The 16,800-nt window shown below is 48.6% G+C and carries 16 protein-coding genes; 5 read left to right on the top strand and 11 right to left on the bottom strand.

The window, feature by feature from the left end:
- Nucleotides 1-39: 39 nt before the first annotated feature.
- Nucleotides 40-2,499 (bottom strand): outer membrane beta-barrel family protein, encoded by a 2,460-nt coding sequence (locus tag C1N53_RS09165; RefSeq protein ID WP_137759016.1) that lies wholly within the window; start codon nt 2,497-2,499, stop codon nt 40-42.
- Nucleotides 2,500-2,974: 475 nt separating this feature from the next.
- Nucleotides 2,975-3,187 carry a twin-arginine translocase TatA/TatE family subunit gene (locus C1N53_RS09170; RefSeq protein ID WP_137759017.1) on the bottom strand — a complete coding sequence of 71 codons (213 nt, stop codon included), beginning with the start codon at nt 3,185-3,187 and terminating at the stop codon, nt 2,975-2,977.
- A gap of 316 nt (nt 3,188-3,503) precedes the next feature.
- On the opposite strand from C1N53_RS09170, the gene C1N53_RS09175 reads away from it, so the two are divergent.
- Genes C1N53_RS09175 through C1N53_RS09185 form a run of 3 tightly spaced genes read left to right on the top strand, consistent with a single transcriptional unit; the run spans nt 3,504 to nt 5,485 of the window.
- The gene (locus tag C1N53_RS09175) at nt 3,504-4,235 is read left to right on the top strand and encodes an intradiol ring-cleavage dioxygenase (protein ID WP_137759018.1); all 732 of its coding nucleotides are present in this window, start codon (nt 3,504-3,506) and stop codon (nt 4,233-4,235) included.
- A 54-nt stretch (nt 4,236-4,289) separates the two neighbouring features.
- Nucleotides 4,290-4,793 (top strand): hypothetical protein, encoded by a 504-nt coding sequence (locus tag C1N53_RS09180; RefSeq protein WP_137759019.1) that lies wholly within the window; start codon nt 4,290-4,292, stop codon nt 4,791-4,793.
- Complete coding sequence (locus C1N53_RS09185; protein ID WP_137759020.1) at nt 4,790-5,485, top strand: hypothetical protein; 696 nt, start codon at nt 4,790-4,792, stop codon at nt 5,483-5,485. Before C1N53_RS09180 ends, C1N53_RS09185 begins: the two co-directional genes overlap by 4 nt.
- Before the next feature lie 31 nt (nt 5,486-5,516).
- Here the strand turns inward: C1N53_RS09185 and C1N53_RS09190 are convergent, their stop codons facing one another.
- Both C1N53_RS09190 and C1N53_RS09195 read right to left on the bottom strand, forming a co-directional pair.
- Nucleotides 5,517-6,215, bottom strand: coding sequence for a LytTR family DNA-binding domain-containing protein (locus C1N53_RS09190; RefSeq protein WP_137759021.1), 699 nt, complete (start codon nt 6,213-6,215; stop codon nt 5,517-5,519).
- 52 nt (nt 6,216-6,267) lie between these two features.
- Entirely contained in the window at nt 6,268-7,392 is a 1,125-nt protein-coding gene (locus C1N53_RS09195) for a sensor histidine kinase (RefSeq protein WP_137759022.1), read from the bottom strand.
- Nucleotides 7,393-7,665: 273 nt separating this feature from the next.
- Between C1N53_RS09195 and C1N53_RS09200 the strand changes: the two genes are divergently transcribed.
- Nucleotides 7,666-7,956, top strand: a complete 291-nt coding sequence (locus C1N53_RS09200; protein WP_137759023.1) for an isoamylase early set domain-containing protein — start codon at nt 7,666-7,668, stop codon at nt 7,954-7,956.
- 403 nt (nt 7,957-8,359) lie between these two features.
- Here the strand turns inward: C1N53_RS09200 and C1N53_RS09205 are convergent, their stop codons facing one another.
- Together C1N53_RS09205 and hrpB are read right to left on the bottom strand one after the other, a co-directional pair.
- Nucleotides 8,360-8,728, bottom strand: a complete 369-nt coding sequence (locus C1N53_RS09205) for an endonuclease domain-containing protein (RefSeq protein WP_137759024.1) — start codon at nt 8,726-8,728, stop codon at nt 8,360-8,362.
- A gap of 211 nt (nt 8,729-8,939) precedes the next feature.
- Nucleotides 8,940-11,390 carry an ATP-dependent helicase HrpB gene (gene hrpB / locus C1N53_RS09210; RefSeq protein WP_137759025.1) on the bottom strand — a complete coding sequence of 817 codons (2,451 nt, stop codon included), beginning with the start codon at nt 11,388-11,390 and terminating at the stop codon, nt 8,940-8,942.
- A gap of 649 nt (nt 11,391-12,039) precedes the next feature.
- On the opposite strand from hrpB, the gene C1N53_RS09215 reads away from it, so the two are divergent.
- A complete protein-coding gene (locus C1N53_RS09215) occupies nt 12,040-12,597 on the top strand; it encodes a transposase (RefSeq protein ID WP_137759026.1) in 558 nt (185 codons plus the stop codon).
- A 427-nt stretch (nt 12,598-13,024) separates the two neighbouring features.
- On the opposite strand, the gene C1N53_RS09220 is transcribed toward C1N53_RS09215, so the two are convergent.
- The 5 genes from C1N53_RS09220 to C1N53_RS09240 form a co-directional block, all read right to left on the bottom strand.
- Nucleotides 13,025-14,047 carry a type II toxin-antitoxin system HipA family toxin gene (locus tag C1N53_RS09220; RefSeq protein WP_137759027.1) on the bottom strand — a complete coding sequence of 341 codons (1,023 nt, stop codon included), beginning with the start codon at nt 14,045-14,047 and terminating at the stop codon, nt 13,025-13,027.
- 5 nt (nt 14,048-14,052) lie between these two features.
- Complete coding sequence (locus C1N53_RS09225) at nt 14,053-14,376, bottom strand: HipA N-terminal domain-containing protein (protein WP_137759028.1); 324 nt, start codon at nt 14,374-14,376, stop codon at nt 14,053-14,055.
- A 3-nt stretch (nt 14,377-14,379) separates the two neighbouring features.
- Nucleotides 14,380-14,592: a helix-turn-helix domain-containing protein gene (locus C1N53_RS09230; protein WP_137759029.1), complete on the bottom strand. Its 213-nt coding sequence runs from the start codon at nt 14,590-14,592 to the stop codon at nt 14,380-14,382.
- A gap of 503 nt (nt 14,593-15,095) precedes the next feature.
- Nucleotides 15,096-15,779: a hypothetical protein gene (locus C1N53_RS09235; RefSeq protein ID WP_137759030.1), complete on the bottom strand. Its 684-nt coding sequence runs from the start codon at nt 15,777-15,779 to the stop codon at nt 15,096-15,098.
- A complete protein-coding gene (locus tag C1N53_RS09240; RefSeq protein ID WP_137759031.1) occupies nt 15,776-16,681 on the bottom strand; it encodes a hypothetical protein in 906 nt (301 codons plus the stop codon). Before C1N53_RS09240 ends, C1N53_RS09235 begins: the two co-directional genes overlap by 4 nt.
- Nucleotides 16,682-16,800 lie beyond the last annotated feature (119 nt).

Genomic DNA, 16,800 nt, shown 5'->3' on the forward strand with positions numbered 1-16,800 from the left:
GCCGGGTTTTCCTAAAGCTTACCTAATATGGCAGCGGCGCTACCCCGCCCTGTTCACCTCATCTAAATTGGAGTTCCGGCGCTTCGAATCAAATTTCTGCCCTCGGCTAAAGTTGTAGCGCAAGGTTATTCCCAGGTTCCTGGCATAGAAGTACTGGTCGAAATCGTTTATGTTGCGGCCAATGCGGGTATCGAACCTGATCCTGTACGTTCTGAACACATCGTTCATGTTTATGCTCAGGTCCAGCTTTTTATCCAGGAAGCTTTTGCGCAGCCCCAGGTGTACCCACCACATTGGTGCAATTTTATACAGGCCCGATACTACCGGACCACGGAACACCGACGTTGCCTCTACCTGTATACCTTTTGGCAGCAGTATGTTGTGTGTCGATTGCAGCATGTAAAGCAGTTGCGCATTTACCACCCTTTCTTCGTTCACCGGCATACTGTACTCACTATAGTTAAGCGTAAGGGTATTGTTGGTATCCCAGTTTTTTAAAATTTTAAACGGAGCAATGGCCGCCAGGCTAATGTTCTGCAGGTTGTCTACGTTGCCGGTCGTATAAATGGTAGTGGCATTTTCGACATCCAGCACAGGCAGTTCGGCCATTACATCCTGCACATACTGGTAGTTAAACACCAGGCTATACACTTTTTTAAAGGTTTGGGTGATCCCGATGGCCTGCGTGTACTGTGGCCTCAGCTGCGGGTTGCCCTGTACATAGGTATACGGATCGCGGTAAATGATAAAAGGATTCAGGTTGCCATAGTTCGGGCGCTGGATGCGCCGGCTGTAACTGTAGCTGATCTGGTAATTTTCATCGATCTTTTGCTGCACAAAAATGCTCGGAAAGAAATTCAGATACTCACGATCCGTTACCTGCCCTGTCGTCAGCGATTTTCCTTCGGAAGCTGTCTGCTCTGCCCTTAGCCCGGCCTGTACCGTATAGCGTTCCCCCAGCTTCCCGTTCACATTAAGATAGGCGGCGTAAATCCGCTCATCATAAAGAAAATGATTGGTTCGGCTCCGGTCCAGCGTAAGTGCGTCATCGTTTTTAATGTAAAAGCGGGAGTCGTTATCCGAAACCACCTGGCTGGCCTTAACTCCGGCTTCCAATTTAGCCTCCTTCGATAAAGGCCTGGTAAAATCTATTTTGGCTGCGTAGATGGTAAACCCATTATCGGTATCAGTGTAAAGAAATTCCTGCTTCTCCGGCTGCTGATCAAGCAGGTACCTTGTATAGTTGTTAAACTCTGAATATCCCCGGTTAGCTATTTTCACAAGATCCAGATCTGCCGAAAGGGTGGTGCCGGCGGTATCGAGCTTACCCACATAATGCAGGTTGGTTGTCAGGTTCACAAAGCGGTTATTGGTAAAATTGTCGGCTTCGATAAACGTTTCCGGTTGGGCTGGCCCGGCCCCGATATAGGTATCGGTGTTAAAGTTCATCCAGAGGGTAATGTCGTTCAGGCTGGCCATACCCCCGATGCTGTGCTTATCATTCAGTTCGAAATCGGTACCTGCACGAAAAGTAGGCGGCCCCAGGTTCTTGTGATTGCCTGCAGCAACCTGGTCGAAATAAGTGGTTTGTTCCCCGTAAAATTCACGCGTAAAAGTGCCTTCACGGTTCCCAATCCGTTTCATCTGGTCAAGGCTGAGGAAAGAGTTAAACCTGCCGCTTTTGTAGTTGATGTTTCCGCCCGTTGCATAGCCGGCCTGCTTAAAGTTGTAGGTAGAATTAACATACACGCTGCCGTTTATGCCGCGCAGGTCGTTTTTCTTTAAGTTGATGTTCAGAATACCGGAAGAGCCTTCGGCATCATACTTGGCCGACGGATTGGTGATAATCTCAATGTTCCTGATATTCTCAGCCGACATTCCTTCCAGCATGGTACGCAGATCGCTGGCCGATAAATACGTAAGTTTGCCGTTCAGCATTACCGTTACGCCACTCCTGCCATTCAGCTGAATGTTGCCATCCTGATCTACAAACACGCCCGGTACCCTCGATAACACATCATAGGCAGTTCTTCCGGCCGCCAGTGCAGTACCTTCTATGCTTACCACCATTTTATCTGCTTCGTGGGTAATGGTTGGCCGCAGCGCCTGCACTTCTACCTCTTTCAGCTGTGTCGTTTGTGGCGCCAGGGCAATAGTACCTACCTGCTGCTGCTGCCTAGTTGCTGAGATGGCTATTTGCCGGATGCTTTTATTTTTATAGCCCAGGAAGCGAATTGCCAGTTCGTACTCCCCCTCACTTACCTCCCCAAAAGAGAACTGCCCCTGCCCGTCACTTAAAGTACTTTGGATAGCCTGATCTTTCCCCTGCTGCAACAGCGCCACCGTGGCATAAGCTACCGGTTTGCCTGTAAGCGAATCGGTCAGTGTGCCTGCTATCTGACCTTTGGCTGAGGCAGGAATCTGTGCCGAGGCTGTAAAACCTGGCGTCAGGAAAAGGCATAGCTGTCCCAGTAAAAAGAGTAGTATTCTTTTTTTCATAATCTTTTGTCGTATGTTCTGTTTATTTCCCCGGAATCAGCTGATGTTTAAAAGACACAGCACTTTATGGATAGTTGCATGTGCCCTCGCTTTTCTAAAGAGACGACTGCAGCAAAGAAAGATTACAGGCTCCATCCTGAAAAGTGTAGAAATGCCACCTATCAGTATTGGCCAAAGCTGTTTGCTTTCCTGCAGCCGCTGCTTTAGTTCTTGTTTCAGTTAAGTAAACTTCTGTTTCGGGAATGGTTACAGCTTTTCACAAATTTTTTCCGGATAACCTGGTGGAGTATAGCTTTTAACAAGCTGAAGGGCAATCCGAAACAGCCAGGCCGAATCAGAACTTGAAACGCGTACCGTTTAGGCAAATACCTGGTATTCAGATGGTAGCTACTCTAAAACAAAACCGGGTCAGCAGTGGCAGAATAATCAATTCTGCCACTGCTGACCCGGTTTAAACTTCCGGTAAAGCGGTGCCTTATTTTACAGGCTGCTCCTTATCTGCTGTTGTGGTGTTTTCGATCTCATTCCTGATTTCTTTGCTGGCATCTTTAAATTCCCTGATGCCGCGGCCCAGGCCCCTGGCAAGTTCAGGAATACGCTTAGCGCCGAAAAGCAGGAGAACAGCAAACAGAATAAGCATTACTTCTGAGCCTCCCAGTCCTCCTATAAAAAGAAAATTACTTGCCATATTTATTTGATTTTAAGGTTAAAGAATGATCGATTTAGTTAAGAAAGAGCATTTAGATTACCCTCCTGCCCCCGCAAATGTAAGCGAAATTTATTGCTATAAACAATGTCCGGATAAAGAGTTTACTTGTATCGGTAAACAGCAGCCTGTCCTGTACAAAATGCTATTGTTATAACTTTAGTTTCTTTTCCGGCCATCTTTTTCATTCGCCGGTTTATCCATACATAGCACCTAATTACCGATACACATTTGGCAAAGCAACCGTCACCCGACATCTTCGCTTTATAAAAATTTGTAAAATCAAATTGAATAGGTTATGGAAAGAAAGCGCTTCTTAAAAAGTTTACTGGTAGGTGCCATCTCTACTCCTGCTCTGCTGGCAGCCTGCAACAAAGAGGATGAATTGGTTGCTCCATCTGAAAATGCCGGTGGCACTGTGACCAACCCAGGCACCAGTTCCAGTAGCTGCACGGTAGCCCCCACCGAAACCGAAGGTCCCTACCCGACCAAAAGCCCGGCTTCTTATGTACGCAGCGATATCACCGACGGCAGAACAGGCTATAAACTTACCGCTAAGATTACAATTGGCAATACAAACAACAATTGCGCAGCTCTGGAAGGAGCTATTGTAGACATCTGGCATTGCGATGCAGAGGGCAATTATTCCGAGTATGGCAACACCGGCATGCAATCCACCAATTACCAGTCGGTGCATTTTCTGCGGGGCAGACAGGTAACCGATGCAAACGGGCTCGTAACTTTTACCACCATCTTCCCCGGCTGGTATAATGGCAGAGCTACCCATATACATGTGCATATTTACAGAGCCAGCGGCACCTCCCTTAAAGTAACCCAGATTGCTTTTCCGGAAGGCACAGGCAGTGCCAAGGCATTGGTGAACGGCTATAACAAAGGTATGTCTGGCTATACCTACAACAGCCGTGACGGTATATTTAACGACGATACCACGGGTATACAGATTGCAACTGTAACAGGAAATACCACTGATGGTTTCTATCTTTCCATTCAGTTAAATGTAGCCGCTTAACTAGGATAAGGGAGCAGAGACATGGTATTTCTGCTCCTCTATACGCTTATTCTTATGTCACAGATTATCACGCTTTGCTACAGAAAAGTGATTGATGCCGGCACTACCGGAGCCTGGGAGAAGCTTGTTTTCGCTGACAGCTACCAAGAGTTTAAAATGCAGGCACAGCTTTTTAACCAAGAAAAGAAATACCGTAGTTTTGCCGAACTGCTGCAACATGTACCCGATGCTTCGCAGCTACACTTCCTGGTTAGCGCTGCTGTAACAGGCTATCTGCAGCAACTACATAATACTGTGCCTGATATCCTGAACAACCAGGGCAGGCATTTTCTCCCGTTTAACCAGTACCAGTTCGAAATCATAAATTCTGATATACTGGACAGTACGCGCCACCAGGTAGCACTCAATTTTTACTCTGAGCCCCTTATCTGGCACCATACCATTGGTACCTACCTGCTGGTTTCTGAAGCAGCCGCAACAGGAGACAAAGCCCTGACCAACCTGGTACAGCTACAACCTTTTTTAAGCATTTATTCACTTCAAACAAATCATCTATGACAAAGGAAACGCCTGGTAAAATCTTTCTGGCAGATCAGCATTATATTAGCGAAACCGCTATTCTGAAAAGATGCAGCACCTTTCCTTCGGAGGCCGCAGGGCAGGAAGACAGGCAGCCTTTCCGCAGCCTTTACCTGTTGAACGAAGAATTACTGGCAGCTTACCAGAGTGTAAACCTGGAGGTAAAGCAGGATTCCTACCTGGTACTGATACCAATAACCGGGGAAGTTAATTTCCTGGATTGCAAGGGACATATGGAAACACTGGATGTGGAGGAAGTTCAGGTGCACCATGTGTCGGCTGGCTACACCTACCAGATCTCTAACCCTTACAAAACCGATAACATCACTTTTTTGCAGCTCTGGATGAAAGCAACCGCGCCTGTAGCCATAGCTTCTCCTGATATTTACACCTATACCATTGGCCGCCTGCATAACAATTTAGCGAATATTGTGACAAATGCCCGATTCCCGTTCCGTATCAGCATGGGGCGGTTTGATGGCAGACAGGAAGCAGTCTATAAATTGCAGAACAAAACTTCTGCCCTTTATGCCTATGCCTTATCTGGCGTGTTCGAAGTAGAGGGCAGGCTGCTACACGAGAAAGACGGCATCGCCCTTTGGGATACCGCAGAGGTAGAGCTGGAGGCCCTGAGCCATAACGCCCTTATCCTGTTCCTGGAGCTAATTTAAACATTGATACAGCTACTCCGGTACAGCCTGCTCACAGCTTTCCCCACTCCTTCAGAAAATCGGCATAGGTATCGCTTACCGGCAGTTCCTTGCCGGAAGAAAGCTGCACTTTCCGGTTTACAATAGCTTTTACCTTCGCGACAGGCACAATGTAACTCCGGTGAATCCGCCTGAATTTCCCTGCAGGCAGCTTTTCCAGTACCTTTTTCATGGTCATCAAGGTTAGGATAGGCTTCTCATGCTTCAGGTGAATTTTAATATAGTCTTCCAGGCTTTCAATATACTCCACCTCCCGCAGGTCTACTTTCACCAGCTTGTACTCCGAATAAACAAACAGAGCCTCGCTTTCTGACTCCTGCGACTGCTGCTGATAGGAACGGTAATCCAGGGCTTTTTGTACTGCCCTCGCAAAACGATTCATATTGATGGGCTTGAGCAGGTAGTCGAGTGCTTCGAGTTCAAACCCATCGTAGGCATACTGCTTATAAGCTGTTGTAAAAATGATCATTGGCTTAATCTCCAGCGCACGCACCAGGTCAAGCCCCGTAATATCAGGCATGTTGATATCCAGGAACAAAAGATCCACCGGCGAGCTTTTCAGGAACTCAGCTGCCGAAACGGCATCATCAAAGGTTTGCACCAGTTCAAGTTCCGGAATACGCGCCGCATACGTTTTAATTATGGTCAGGGCCAGGGGCTCATCATCTATCGCAATGCATCGGAGTGGCATAGGCAGTTCGGTTAAAAGCAAAAAATAATTATAACAGGAAAGGGAGCCCTGCTTACAGCTGAATCGTAAGCTCCACCGTAAAAAAGCCATCTTCCTGCTTAATACTTAGCAGATGCCTGTCGGGGTACAAGTGCTGCAGCCGCTGTTTGGTGTTGGCAATACCGATTCCTGTACTCACCACATGGCGCGGCACCTCAAACAATTTATTCCGGCAGTAGAAGAAGATGGTATTGGCTTCCGATACCAGCCGAATAATAATGCTGGCCGGTTCATGGTTGCTCACACCGTACTTAAATACGTTTTCCACAAAGGTCATCAGCACCATCGGCGGCAGGTACTTTCCTCTCAGATCACCTTGCATGCTAAACTCTACCTGCACCTGTTTGTTCAGCCGCAGTCGCTGCAGGTCTATAAAGTCGCGGATACAGGCGGCTTCTTTTTCTACGGGCACCATATCTTCGGTAACATCATCGGTAACATAGCGCATGATATTGGATAGTTTCAGAATTGCATCCGGCGTATGTTCATTTTGCGTAACGGCCAGCGAGTAAATATTATTCAAGGTGTTAAAAAGAAAATGCGGGTTGATCTGCGCTTTCAGAAAAGACAATTCGGCATTTGCCTTCTCGGTTTCGGCCTGCAGGGCTCTTTTCTCGGTTTTCCTGAGGCGCTCTGTACTCCGGATGGTTGTGCCGAGGGCCAGCAGCGTAAAAAACAGGAAAACAGAAACCAGGTCGAATGGCCTGCCGGGCATCCCCCTCCTGCCAAACCGCCCCGGATCAGGTGGTGGTAGTGGCATTCCCGGCCTGTCGGGTCTCCTGAATTCTGAAGGCTGGGGCATTGCATTTCTTCCTACACCATTGGGCCGCATCTCCTGGTTGTGCCATATAATTCTGTCGTAGGGCCGCAGGTAAGAAATGCCTGCAAACAAAAGGGCCAGCGTGGCAGCATACAGCACATACTTTTTCTTTTCATACTGTTGCGGAATAAGCCAGTAAGTATGCAGGTAAAAAAGCAGTATAAACGATAAACTGAATATCCAGTAGGCAGGGTAACCTAACAGTTGCCAGGCACTCTGGTTATCAGGTTGCTGCATCAGGAAAAGCAAGGGCAGACTTAAAAGTAAAAGCCACCCGACAGCATGTGAAACTACTGCTGTTCTTTGGAAACGATTCATACACAAAGTAACATGTTTCCGGCTACAATAAGAGGCAAGAACCGATAAAACGGGTAGGTGTCTGGATGAAAAGGTATTGCCCGTTTATAAGCTGCCTTTATCCTGAAGTATTGTGGTTTACCTGAAGATGTGAATTACTGCCTTTCTGTGCAATTTTAATTGCTACTTTTTATGTGTAAATTTATGTAACCTTTAGACTTATAAAGCTGTAAGAGGCTTTAAATTCTATATATCAGAACTTTCATGTTTTACTTTCTCTAAAGAGGCAACAAAATGATACAGAAGACATACTACAAAACAAAGGATCATTGTAAGGTGAAATTCTCCGTTAATCCTGAAAATGCCGAATCTGTAGAAATACTGGGCTTAAACGGTGACTGGGATAATCCTGTACCTATGAGCAAGAAAAAGGGCGGTAGCTTTACGTACGAAACTTCGTTGCCAAAAGAAAGCCAGCACGAGTTCAAGTACCGTGTCAACGGCAGCGAATGGATGAACGAACCAGAAGCTGACAGCGAAAACCCGAACGAATACGGTGGCACCAACAGTGTGCTTGTGCTGTAGCCTATAGCACAGCAATACTGGTTAAATATATAGTACAAAAGCCTGAACTAAAGCAGCCAATTGCTCTAGTCCAGGTTTTTTTTGCTTTTGCGTAAAGTGTAATAGGTTTACCTCACATGTTTGTTTTGTAGCTGGTATCACTCAACAATTCCAACTTCTTGGAGCCAGGCGTGTAACAAGGTGACTCACGTTTTAGCTTGTCTGAAAAGAGGAGTTTCTGCCCCTCCTTGTCTTTTGAAGAAGGCCCCTGCAGCTCTTTCTGGCCACTTCATACTATTAAATTAATTTCTAAGGCGTAGCTACAGAGCACGTGGATTTAAAATTCAGCAGCAGCATTGTCCCCTGGAGGGGACTATAGGGGTGTAATCGTTAGCAGAGAAACGCTATAAAACCTGTTCCAGATCTATTGCCTCTCCTCTATCCAATATACTATATCTCTTATGACATTAGGCAAACTCCGTTTTACTTCCTTATCATCGAAGCGAAGAAATGTAACGCTAAATTTTTCCAGCGCCTGTTGCCTTGCCATGTCTTCTTTATACTTGTAATTATGGCTATCGCCATCAACTTCAATAGCAAGCCGAAGTTCGTGACAATAAAAGTCTACAATATAATCCAGCATAGGCACCTGCCGATGAAACTGATAACCAAGGATTTTTCTCTCTTTTATCTCCTTCCAAAGCAGAACTTCAGAGAGCGTGCTAGTTTTGCGTAGCTCCGTGGCTTTTGCTTTCAAATCTTCTCTGTAAGGTATAATGTTGTTCTTGCCCACTTTGCGCTACCTTTGTTAGTTTGCTGAACGAATAATACCCCCCTCTAGTCCCCTCAAGGGGACATTTTCCTGCTACTTTTACAGATTTTATAATAATCAACTTCTATTTATAGCTTCACATAGCTATAGAACTGATTAATTTGAACAATCCATAGCAGACTATCCCCTGGAGGGGATTATAGGGGTGTAATCGTTAGCAGGCAATCTTTACTTATCTACGCTCCCAATCTACCTCCGGAAACACTACTTCCAGCTGCCGTTTGATGACGCGATAATTGCCTTTCCAGAAAGCAGCCAGATCTGATACGGTGGTAATAGACTTTAGCTCCGGGGTAAGCAGGGCCAGCTCCACCGTCATCTCTCCATCATCCACAGTCGGGCTACTCTCCCAGCCCAGCACATCCTGCAGTCGTATCTCTAATTTCGGTTGCTCACCATTTGCCCGATATTCCAATTCTATACCGGAGCCATCGGGTAAAGCTATACTTGCCGGAGCCAATATCTCCAGCCTTGCACGCTGTTCTGCTGTTAAATACTTCTTTTCCAGTATCGGCAGCAGTTCCAGTTCCATCAGTTCGTCGGGGTGCTCTATGTCGAACAAATGAGGCCACAGCCAGTCCCGGTTCGTTAGGAGCAAAGTGCTGGTGCTGACGTCGGGCCAGCCTTCGGCGGGGCGCCATTTGCGCAGGCTCCCCACGCGGTTCTGCCACTGCGTAAGCTCCTCGTTAAAGTCCAGCAGGTGTTCGCCCTCCAGTTTGATGGCTTCGGAGATGGCAGGTACACGGTGCTTTTCGTCCGGCGCTGGCAGCGGCTTGCTTTGCAGTATAATACTGCCGATGCGCGTGTCCATAGAGGCCGTAAGTTCTCCGTCGTTCAAATCCCAATGGTAGCTTTCCTGCTGCTTTACGAGCGGAGCCAGGTCGCGGGGGTTGAGCGGCGAGGCCAGGAATATGCGGCCTTGGTTATCGCCTGTACCCGCGTGCAGGTGCGCGATGGCCAGCCAGGGCTCATGGGCCAGATCATCGCGGTGACCAGCGGAGGCATATTGCCCACTGGCCAGCTGAAACTGCGCGTTGTTGCCAGGGCGGGCGTAGGCGATACGCTCGGGGTAGCAGTGCGCCAGCAGCACGCCTGTTTCGTAGTCGTCGAAGGAGCTGTTTTCGGCTTCTACCTCGAACAGCTGGCGGTAAGATCGGGCAATTTTCTCAATCTTGCCGAAACGCTTGCCCTGGCCTTTTTCTTTGCGGTAGCGACGCAGGGCTTCTACCCTTAAATTAATATCGATTCCTGCGTTGCGGTCCAGCGGGTCGCGCTCTTCCAGCACGGCGGCAATGTCGGAGGCCAGCGCCACCTGGTCGGTTTCCTCGGCTTTGAGCAGCATGTGCGCAATGCGCGGGTGGCAAGGCAGCGTGTGCATCTTTTTGCCGTGCTCGGTGATGCGGCCATGCTCCAAGGCCTGCAGCTGGTGCAGCATGTCGGTGGCGTAGGCCAGGGCTGCGCGCGGTGGCGGGTTCAGCCAGGTAAGGCCCCGGATATCGGTAATGCCCCACTGCGCCATGTCGAGCACCAGGTTCGACAGGTCGGCTTCCATGATCTCGGGGGTGCGGTGCGGGGCCATGCGCTCGTGGGTGGTTTTGCTCCACATACGGTAGGCGGTGCCGGGGCCCAGCCGACCCGCACGGCCTGCGCGCTGGTCGGCTGCGTCTTTGGAGATGCGCACCGTTTCGAGCCTGGATAAGCCCGACTTCGGATCGAAGCGGGAGGTTTTGCCGAAGCCCGTATCCACTACAATCGAAATGCCCTCTATGGTTAAGCTGGTTTCGGCAATGCTGGTGGACAGCACTACTTTGCGCTTGCCGCTGCGGTCGGGCAAGATGGCGGCCAGCTGTTTGTTAAAAGGCAGCATACCAAACAGCGGGTGAATCTTAAACTCCCGCAGCTGCCTGCGCAGGAGCTCCTCTACCTTTCGGATATCGTTTTCGCCAGGCAGAAACACCAGCACGTCGCCGTCTTTTTCCTCCACGGCCTGCCGCACTACTTTGGCCGTCATTTCGGGCAGCATGCGCTCATCGGCATCACCCATGTAAAAGGTTTCTACGGGGTACTGCCGCCCCATGCTTTGCGCCACGGGGGCGTTGAGCATTTTCGTGAGTTGGGGCATATCCAGGGTGGCCGACATCACCATCAGGCGCAGATCGGGGCGCAATGTGTTTTGAGCCTCGCGGCTCAGAGCCATAGCGACATCGGCATGGATGCTGCGCTCATGAAACTCGTCGAAGATCACCAGGCCCACCCCCTGCAGCCCACGGTCGCTGTGGATCATGCGGGTGAGGATGCCCTCGGTTACGACCTCGATGCGGGTAGCGGCGGAGGTGCGGTTCTCGAAACGGATGCGGTACCCGACGGTCTGGCCCACCTCCTCGCCCAGCAGCTGCGCCAGTCGCTCGGCAATGGTTTTGGCCGCCAAACGCCGCGGCTCCAGCATCACGATCTTCTGGTTCTGCAGCCAAGCCTCGTTGAGTAAAGCCAGCGGCAGCAGGGTACTTTTACCCGCTCCTGGAGGGGCGTTTACGATGAGGGTATTCTGCGCCGCCAGGTGCTCCCTAACTGCAGGTATAATTTCCCGAACGGGTAAGTCTATGGTAAATGGGTTGAAAGGCAAGGTGTGTCTGTTATAATTGCAAAGTTTCAATAGGCAAATTTACGGAATTAAACGGGTATCAGTCGTGCAAATCCGTTATCCCCATGATCTGTATCCGGTATCGTGTGCACCGTATGGTGAAATCGGTATTGTGTAGGGACAGGTCGCGACCTGTCCAATCGTGCACCGGCAATCCTGCTGATTCAATAATGCCGAAACCATTTCAAATGATGAAAATTATAATCCAGGTTCAGCGCCTGTTAAAAATTCGATTCGGGAACGATTGGATCGCAGCCATGATTGGGGAACGATTGGATCGCAGCCATGATTGGGGAACGATTGGATCGCAGCCATGATTGGGGAACGATTGGATCGCAGCCATGATTGGGGAACGATTGGATCGCAGCCATGATTGGGGAACGATTGGATCGCAGCCATGATTGGGGAACGATTGGATCGCAGCCATGATTGGGGAACGATTGGATCGCAGCCATGATTGGGGAACGATTGGATCGCAGCCATGATTGGGGAACGATTGGATCGCAGCCATGATTGGGGAACGATTGGACAGGTCGCGACCTGTCCGTACGGGGCAGTGGGCGGAATATTTTTTAATTTATTATGAGCTTTTTTAGATCCACAATTCCGGGTGGGGCTCGTATATCCTGGAATGGCACATCCGGAACGAAAGCGAAATAGGTTAAGCGGGTATGATTATAGCAGCGAAGGGCTGTATTTTGTAACGTCGTGTGTTCAGGATCGGGTACATGCGTTTGGAGAGGTGGTTGAGGGCGAAATGCGCTTGAACAGATTTGGTCTAATAGCAGAACAACAATGGTATTGGCTGCATGAGCGTTATCCGAATGTAGTGCTGCATGAGTTTGTCGTGATGCCTAACCACATTCATGGCATTATTCAACTCGATAACTCCACAACAAGTACACCACTTTCGGAAAAGGGGCCAGTTCCACCTGGAGCAATAGGACGGCCGGAGCATGGGCTAACCACACTGACATCACCAGGCAGTAAGCCTAAATCCATTTCCGGAATTATGGGCGCTTACAAAACAACTTCTTCTAAATTGATTCGACAGGCAGGTATGCCTGAGTTCGCCTGGCAACGTTCTTTTCACGACCACATCATTCGAAACAACATCGCCTACAATAATATTGCTGATTACATTCTGAACAACCCATCCCTGTGGCACAAAGATAAATTTCATATTTAAATCACATTCACCCACACCCCCGTACGGACAGGTCGCGACCTGTCCAATCGTGCACAGACAATCGTGCACAGACTATCCACGAGGTAAAAATTTTAAAACAAAGGCGAAATGCTTTCGAGCCTAACAATTTTGTTTATTTGCTCTCATGTCTACAGGTCATGTACTTCTTATACAACCGCCGACATCGATATAAATGAAGTTATGTGGAGCTTCTTCAACAAAAGCAGGAAGCGCTAAGGTTTTGGCAGCTATAGCTAAGCAGTAACTTCAAAGAACTGCTATACCTTTAAAACAAAGCAGTTCTGGACGCTTAGTGCCAGAGCTACTTTTTCATTATTAATAGCTGCTTGCTAGTGGCAGGTATAATTTCCTAAACGGATATGTATGTGGCAAATGGGTTTAAGTTAAAATTAAAGCGGGAACTCCCTTACATCAATTGTCTATAGGAATAGCTAAGCGCCTTGAGGTTTGTGCGATACTGCTCCATGTATAGGGTTTTTGTTTCGCTATCCAGAAAGCTCCGTGAGACCAAATCGTTTACGGCTTTCTGCTCTGCCCGATACAAGTTTAATAGTTTGATGACTCTGGATTCCCGAATGCCGATGCGCAGTCCGAACTCATAAAAGTCGTCGTAGGCATAGTAGCCGTTAGCTGCAAAACTTTCTGTTTCATAATCGTCCTCAAACAGGCCTCCTTTCAGGGCCAGATACGAATCATCTACATGAATCCGGGTGTTAATCAGGTCATAGGCAGGACTTAGCACATAATCGCCGTTGGGTGTTTCGATGATGCTGAAATTCTTCAGGTGCGCATCGCCATTCGAGAACAGGTAATTGAACACGATCAATGAAAATAGCTTTTCCAGTTCTACGACGGAAGCTGCTATGTAACGTTTGACCAGCCCAGCCAGTGCTTCGTAGGTATAGTCGTACTTAAAATCGGGCCCGCCTGTTTCGGAGGTCCTGCCGGCCAGCGAGGCAAAGTCTTCTACGGCATATTTACTTCCATCCGGCTTCACATCGAAGCGCTTCGTGATGTAGGCTGGCTCTCCGTTTTGGAAAAAGGTTAACGCATTTTCAGCTGTCTGTATACCGTATACCTGCCGTGCGATCTGCATGGTTAGGTGCTCGTTGGCAGGCACCTGCTGCACCTTCCGGAGGTCGCGGGGAATGGGTTTTAGAATATACGTACCCTGCTCATCTGGCTGTGTCAGCCTCAGTTTGTTTTTGTCCAACACGAGCGAGAGTTTCTCCTGCACGCCTGAAATAGAGATGCGCTTGCGGTTCTCTATAAACTTCTCCGCATCTTCTTCGCTTGCCTGCGGTGCATTATAGGGTAATACATGACTTACCTTTTTGCCGTCGAAAACGCGCACCAAGCTCGTACGGCTGTAGCTATGAAAACCCGCTGCCAATGTACCCGGACAAGTAGTTATTTCAGGGAAAGCCATATAATTTAAACTAATGGTTTTACGGTAACAGCCCCAATGGTATCGGCTCCTGCAGTGGCTATGAGCAGGCCGAAATAATCCTTTTCATCTATCCTGAGCTGACGGGCCTGCAGCTGGCGGTTTACCCCTTCTGAAAGCATGTTGAAGAAAAAAGGAAACAAATGATCGGACTGGTATACCTGCTGCGTTTTGGGCAAGGTCAGACTGATGGCGGGTAGCGCATTGTTCTGAAACCACTCATCTGTATACCTGAATTCGTACCGTTTTTCGGGGTATTGGGTGATCACTCCGGCTAAAGTACCGTTTCTATATATTTCCGCTTGCCGCATCGCTTACAGGTTGGGTTTCTTTACTTCCAGCTTTAGCTCCATACCAAGCACTTCTGCCAGCTTGTGCAAGACCTTGAGCGTCGGATTGGCTTTGCCTGTTTCGATCCGATACAGGGTATTAACGTTGATATCGGCTAGTTCTGCCAAGTCGGGCTGCGTGATGTGCAGCATGTCGCGCCTGCGCTTAATCTGCTCCCCAAGTTCTTTTACCAACATTATAATGTGATTTGGTGTGTATAGCTTTACAAAAATAAAGAATTAAACCCATTTTCACATTATAATGTGGTTTTATTATAAAATAAATACTCTACTACATCCAGATACTCCCAAGTATACTGGTCTTCCATACCTGCTATCAATGCTTTGTGTAACAGCATCCTGTATTAGGTCAGCATTTCTTTGATGAAGATAGATTCCAGCACCAGATGGGGATTCTCCACTCCGATTTCAGATAAAAGTAAGGGCGCATTGCGCATAGGGCGTTTTGTTTCTTCCGTCATATAGTTTAGATTAAATGCTTTAACTTTCCTCGGTTTTTACTTCCACCACCTGTGCCTGCTTTTGGAGTTGCTGCAATTTGAGCTGGCACAGCTCTTCGGCCCTTTTCACAAACAAATGGGCCTGTTGCGTCAGCTCTTGGTCTCTTTCTCCGTTACCTTAAATTCGTACTTATACCTGGCCTCGGTATAGCTTTTGCAGAGCAGCCGGAACAAACGCTCCTACTCTTGCGTGCGCTGCGGGAAAAGGGCGGCTGCCCCGGGGTAAAAGCAGCCGCAGAGCCGGAGCAAGCGGCCAATGTTATGGATGTCGGAGCGGTAGCCCATGCACACGTTCACCAGCATGCAACACGACTGCTCTACGGCCTGGTGCAACTGAAATACTGCCAGCTGAAGGTAGCCCTGCGAAAGGCATTTCCTGGCAGCGAACAGAAACCCGTAGGCGCGTTCGTGGCGGCAGCGGTAAGCCTGCTCCGCTTTTTTTAGCTGCTGCTTCGGGTCGATAACAGGAAAAGCCTGTGCCTGCACAAAGCCTGTGGCCGCATACAACAGCAGCCCGTCTTGCAATACCTGCACAAAAAAGGTGTTCTGTTCCTGCACAGCCCGCACGATCATTTCCTGCGGGTGCGGCAGAACGGTAACGGCACCGCCCGTATAGTAGGCATTTATGAAATCCTGCATGTCGTGCTCACGGCGGGTGGCAGAGGCGACGATTACCAGCAGGTAATAATCTGCTTGCGCTTGGGAAGAAGCTTCGGTAAAGCAGCTCTGCAACCGGTTATGGTGATGGTTACAGCCAAAGCAGATGATTTTTTCAGGTTGATACTGCTGCACCAGTTTGGCAATAAGGCCCTGCAACTCATCCAGCGCTTCAGGCGGCAATTGATTCAGAAGATTCTCCATCATGTGCGCTCCGTTTTAGCCTGTACCTGTTCCGGTTTTTTCAGTTCCCTGTAAAGTCCCTTCGCATCCAGTTCTGCCGAGCGAAACAAATTGTATAGCTTCAGAAAATCAGTACGGATTGTTTCATAATCCCCAGGGAGATTATGACCATGATACTGGAGGTAATCTACATAGATGCGCAACAGGTTACGGGTCAGCCGCTCGGGTGGCACTTCCTGCAGAAACGAGGAAAATTCTTCCAGCAAATCAGGTGTTGGCGACTTCTCCCCTGCTATACTTCTTGTTGCTTCTCTTTCCGGCGCTGCTGCTTCATCCGGATCGTAATGTATAACCCACGCCACTTCCAACAGCTTCTCCAGTTGCTCGTAGTGCAGGAACAAGTGAATGTCGCCCTCACGAAGGATACTTGAACCACACAGGGCATATTCCGTCCATTTGGTTAGCACGATTTTCCAATCCGGGAGGGACAGGACATGGAACAACTGCTTCAAAACTGTAACAGGCTCATCTAACTCGCTGTCTCGTAACAGGCGGACGCGCCCGCCGTACATGAGCCGTATGGCCTGGTACTCCTGCCGCAGGTCATCGGTATCATCCTTCCATTGCTTCCAGCAAGTTGCCACACCCGGAAGCTGCACTTCTCCAAGTACTTCTTCATGCTGTTGCAGCAGCAACCAGCATGCTTCCATGAGTTTTTCCAACCTTTGTTGTAGTTCATGCACCTCCCAGGGTTGCCCGTATATCCACCAGCCGGGTTCTGTGGTCGCTGTTTTCAGATATAGGCGCAGGTCTATTTGTAAATTATCTATTGTAATCTGCTCAAAAAGATCCGTGATAGCGAGAAGAGGATCCTTTTGCTCTTTTGAAGACAGGCAAGTTACGACAGGTTTTGGTGTTGGTTTCATGCTGGCCATAGGATAAAGGTTTGCTATACCCTAAGCTACTTCAATATGTCCGTGTATCGAACTCAAAGCCCGCGTACTTTACTCATCTTATTGTTTTTCATACTCAGGTGAAAACACTA

The organism is Pontibacter sp. SGAir0037, from assembly GCF_005491705.1.
Taxonomy (GTDB): domain Bacteria; phylum Bacteroidota; class Bacteroidia; order Cytophagales; family Hymenobacteraceae; genus Pontibacter.

Excerpts from the sequence above, each read along its gene's own strand:
- C1N53_RS09165 (WP_137759016.1), bottom strand. The coding sequence starts at position 2,499 with ATGAAAAAAAGAATACTACTCTTTTTACTGGGACAGCTATGCCTTTTC.
- C1N53_RS09170 (WP_137759017.1), bottom strand. The coding sequence starts at position 3,187 with ATGGCAAGTAATTTTCTTTTTATAGGAGGACTGGGAGGCTCAGAAGTA.
- C1N53_RS09175 (WP_137759018.1), top strand. The coding sequence starts at position 3,504 with ATGGAAAGAAAGCGCTTCTTAAAAAGTTTACTGGTAGGTGCCATCTCT.
- C1N53_RS09180 (WP_137759019.1), top strand. The coding sequence starts at position 4,290 with ATGTCACAGATTATCACGCTTTGCTACAGAAAAGTGATTGATGCCGGC.
- C1N53_RS09185 (WP_137759020.1), top strand. The coding sequence starts at position 4,790 with ATGACAAAGGAAACGCCTGGTAAAATCTTTCTGGCAGATCAGCATTAT.
- C1N53_RS09190 (WP_137759021.1), bottom strand. The coding sequence starts at position 6,215 with ATGCCACTCCGATGCATTGCGATAGATGATGAGCCCCTGGCCCTGACC.
- C1N53_RS09195 (WP_137759022.1), bottom strand. The coding sequence starts at position 7,392 with ATGAATCGTTTCCAAAGAACAGCAGTAGTTTCACATGCTGTCGGGTGG.
- C1N53_RS09200 (WP_137759023.1), top strand. The coding sequence starts at position 7,666 with ATGATACAGAAGACATACTACAAAACAAAGGATCATTGTAAGGTGAAA.
- C1N53_RS09215 (WP_137759026.1), top strand. The coding sequence starts at position 12,040 with ATGGCACATCCGGAACGAAAGCGAAATAGGTTAAGCGGGTATGATTAT.
- C1N53_RS09220 (WP_137759027.1), bottom strand. The coding sequence starts at position 14,047 with ATGGCTTTCCCTGAAATAACTACTTGTCCGGGTACATTGGCAGCGGGT.
- C1N53_RS09225 (WP_137759028.1), bottom strand. The coding sequence starts at position 14,376 with ATGCGGCAAGCGGAAATATATAGAAACGGTACTTTAGCCGGAGTGATC.
- C1N53_RS09230 (WP_137759029.1), bottom strand. The coding sequence starts at position 14,592 with ATGTTGGTAAAAGAACTTGGGGAGCAGATTAAGCGCAGGCGCGACATG.
- C1N53_RS09235 (WP_137759030.1), bottom strand. The coding sequence starts at position 15,779 with ATGATGGAGAATCTTCTGAATCAATTGCCGCCTGAAGCGCTGGATGAG.
- C1N53_RS09240 (WP_137759031.1), bottom strand. The coding sequence starts at position 16,681 with ATGAAACCAACACCAAAACCTGTCGTAACTTGCCTGTCTTCAAAAGAG.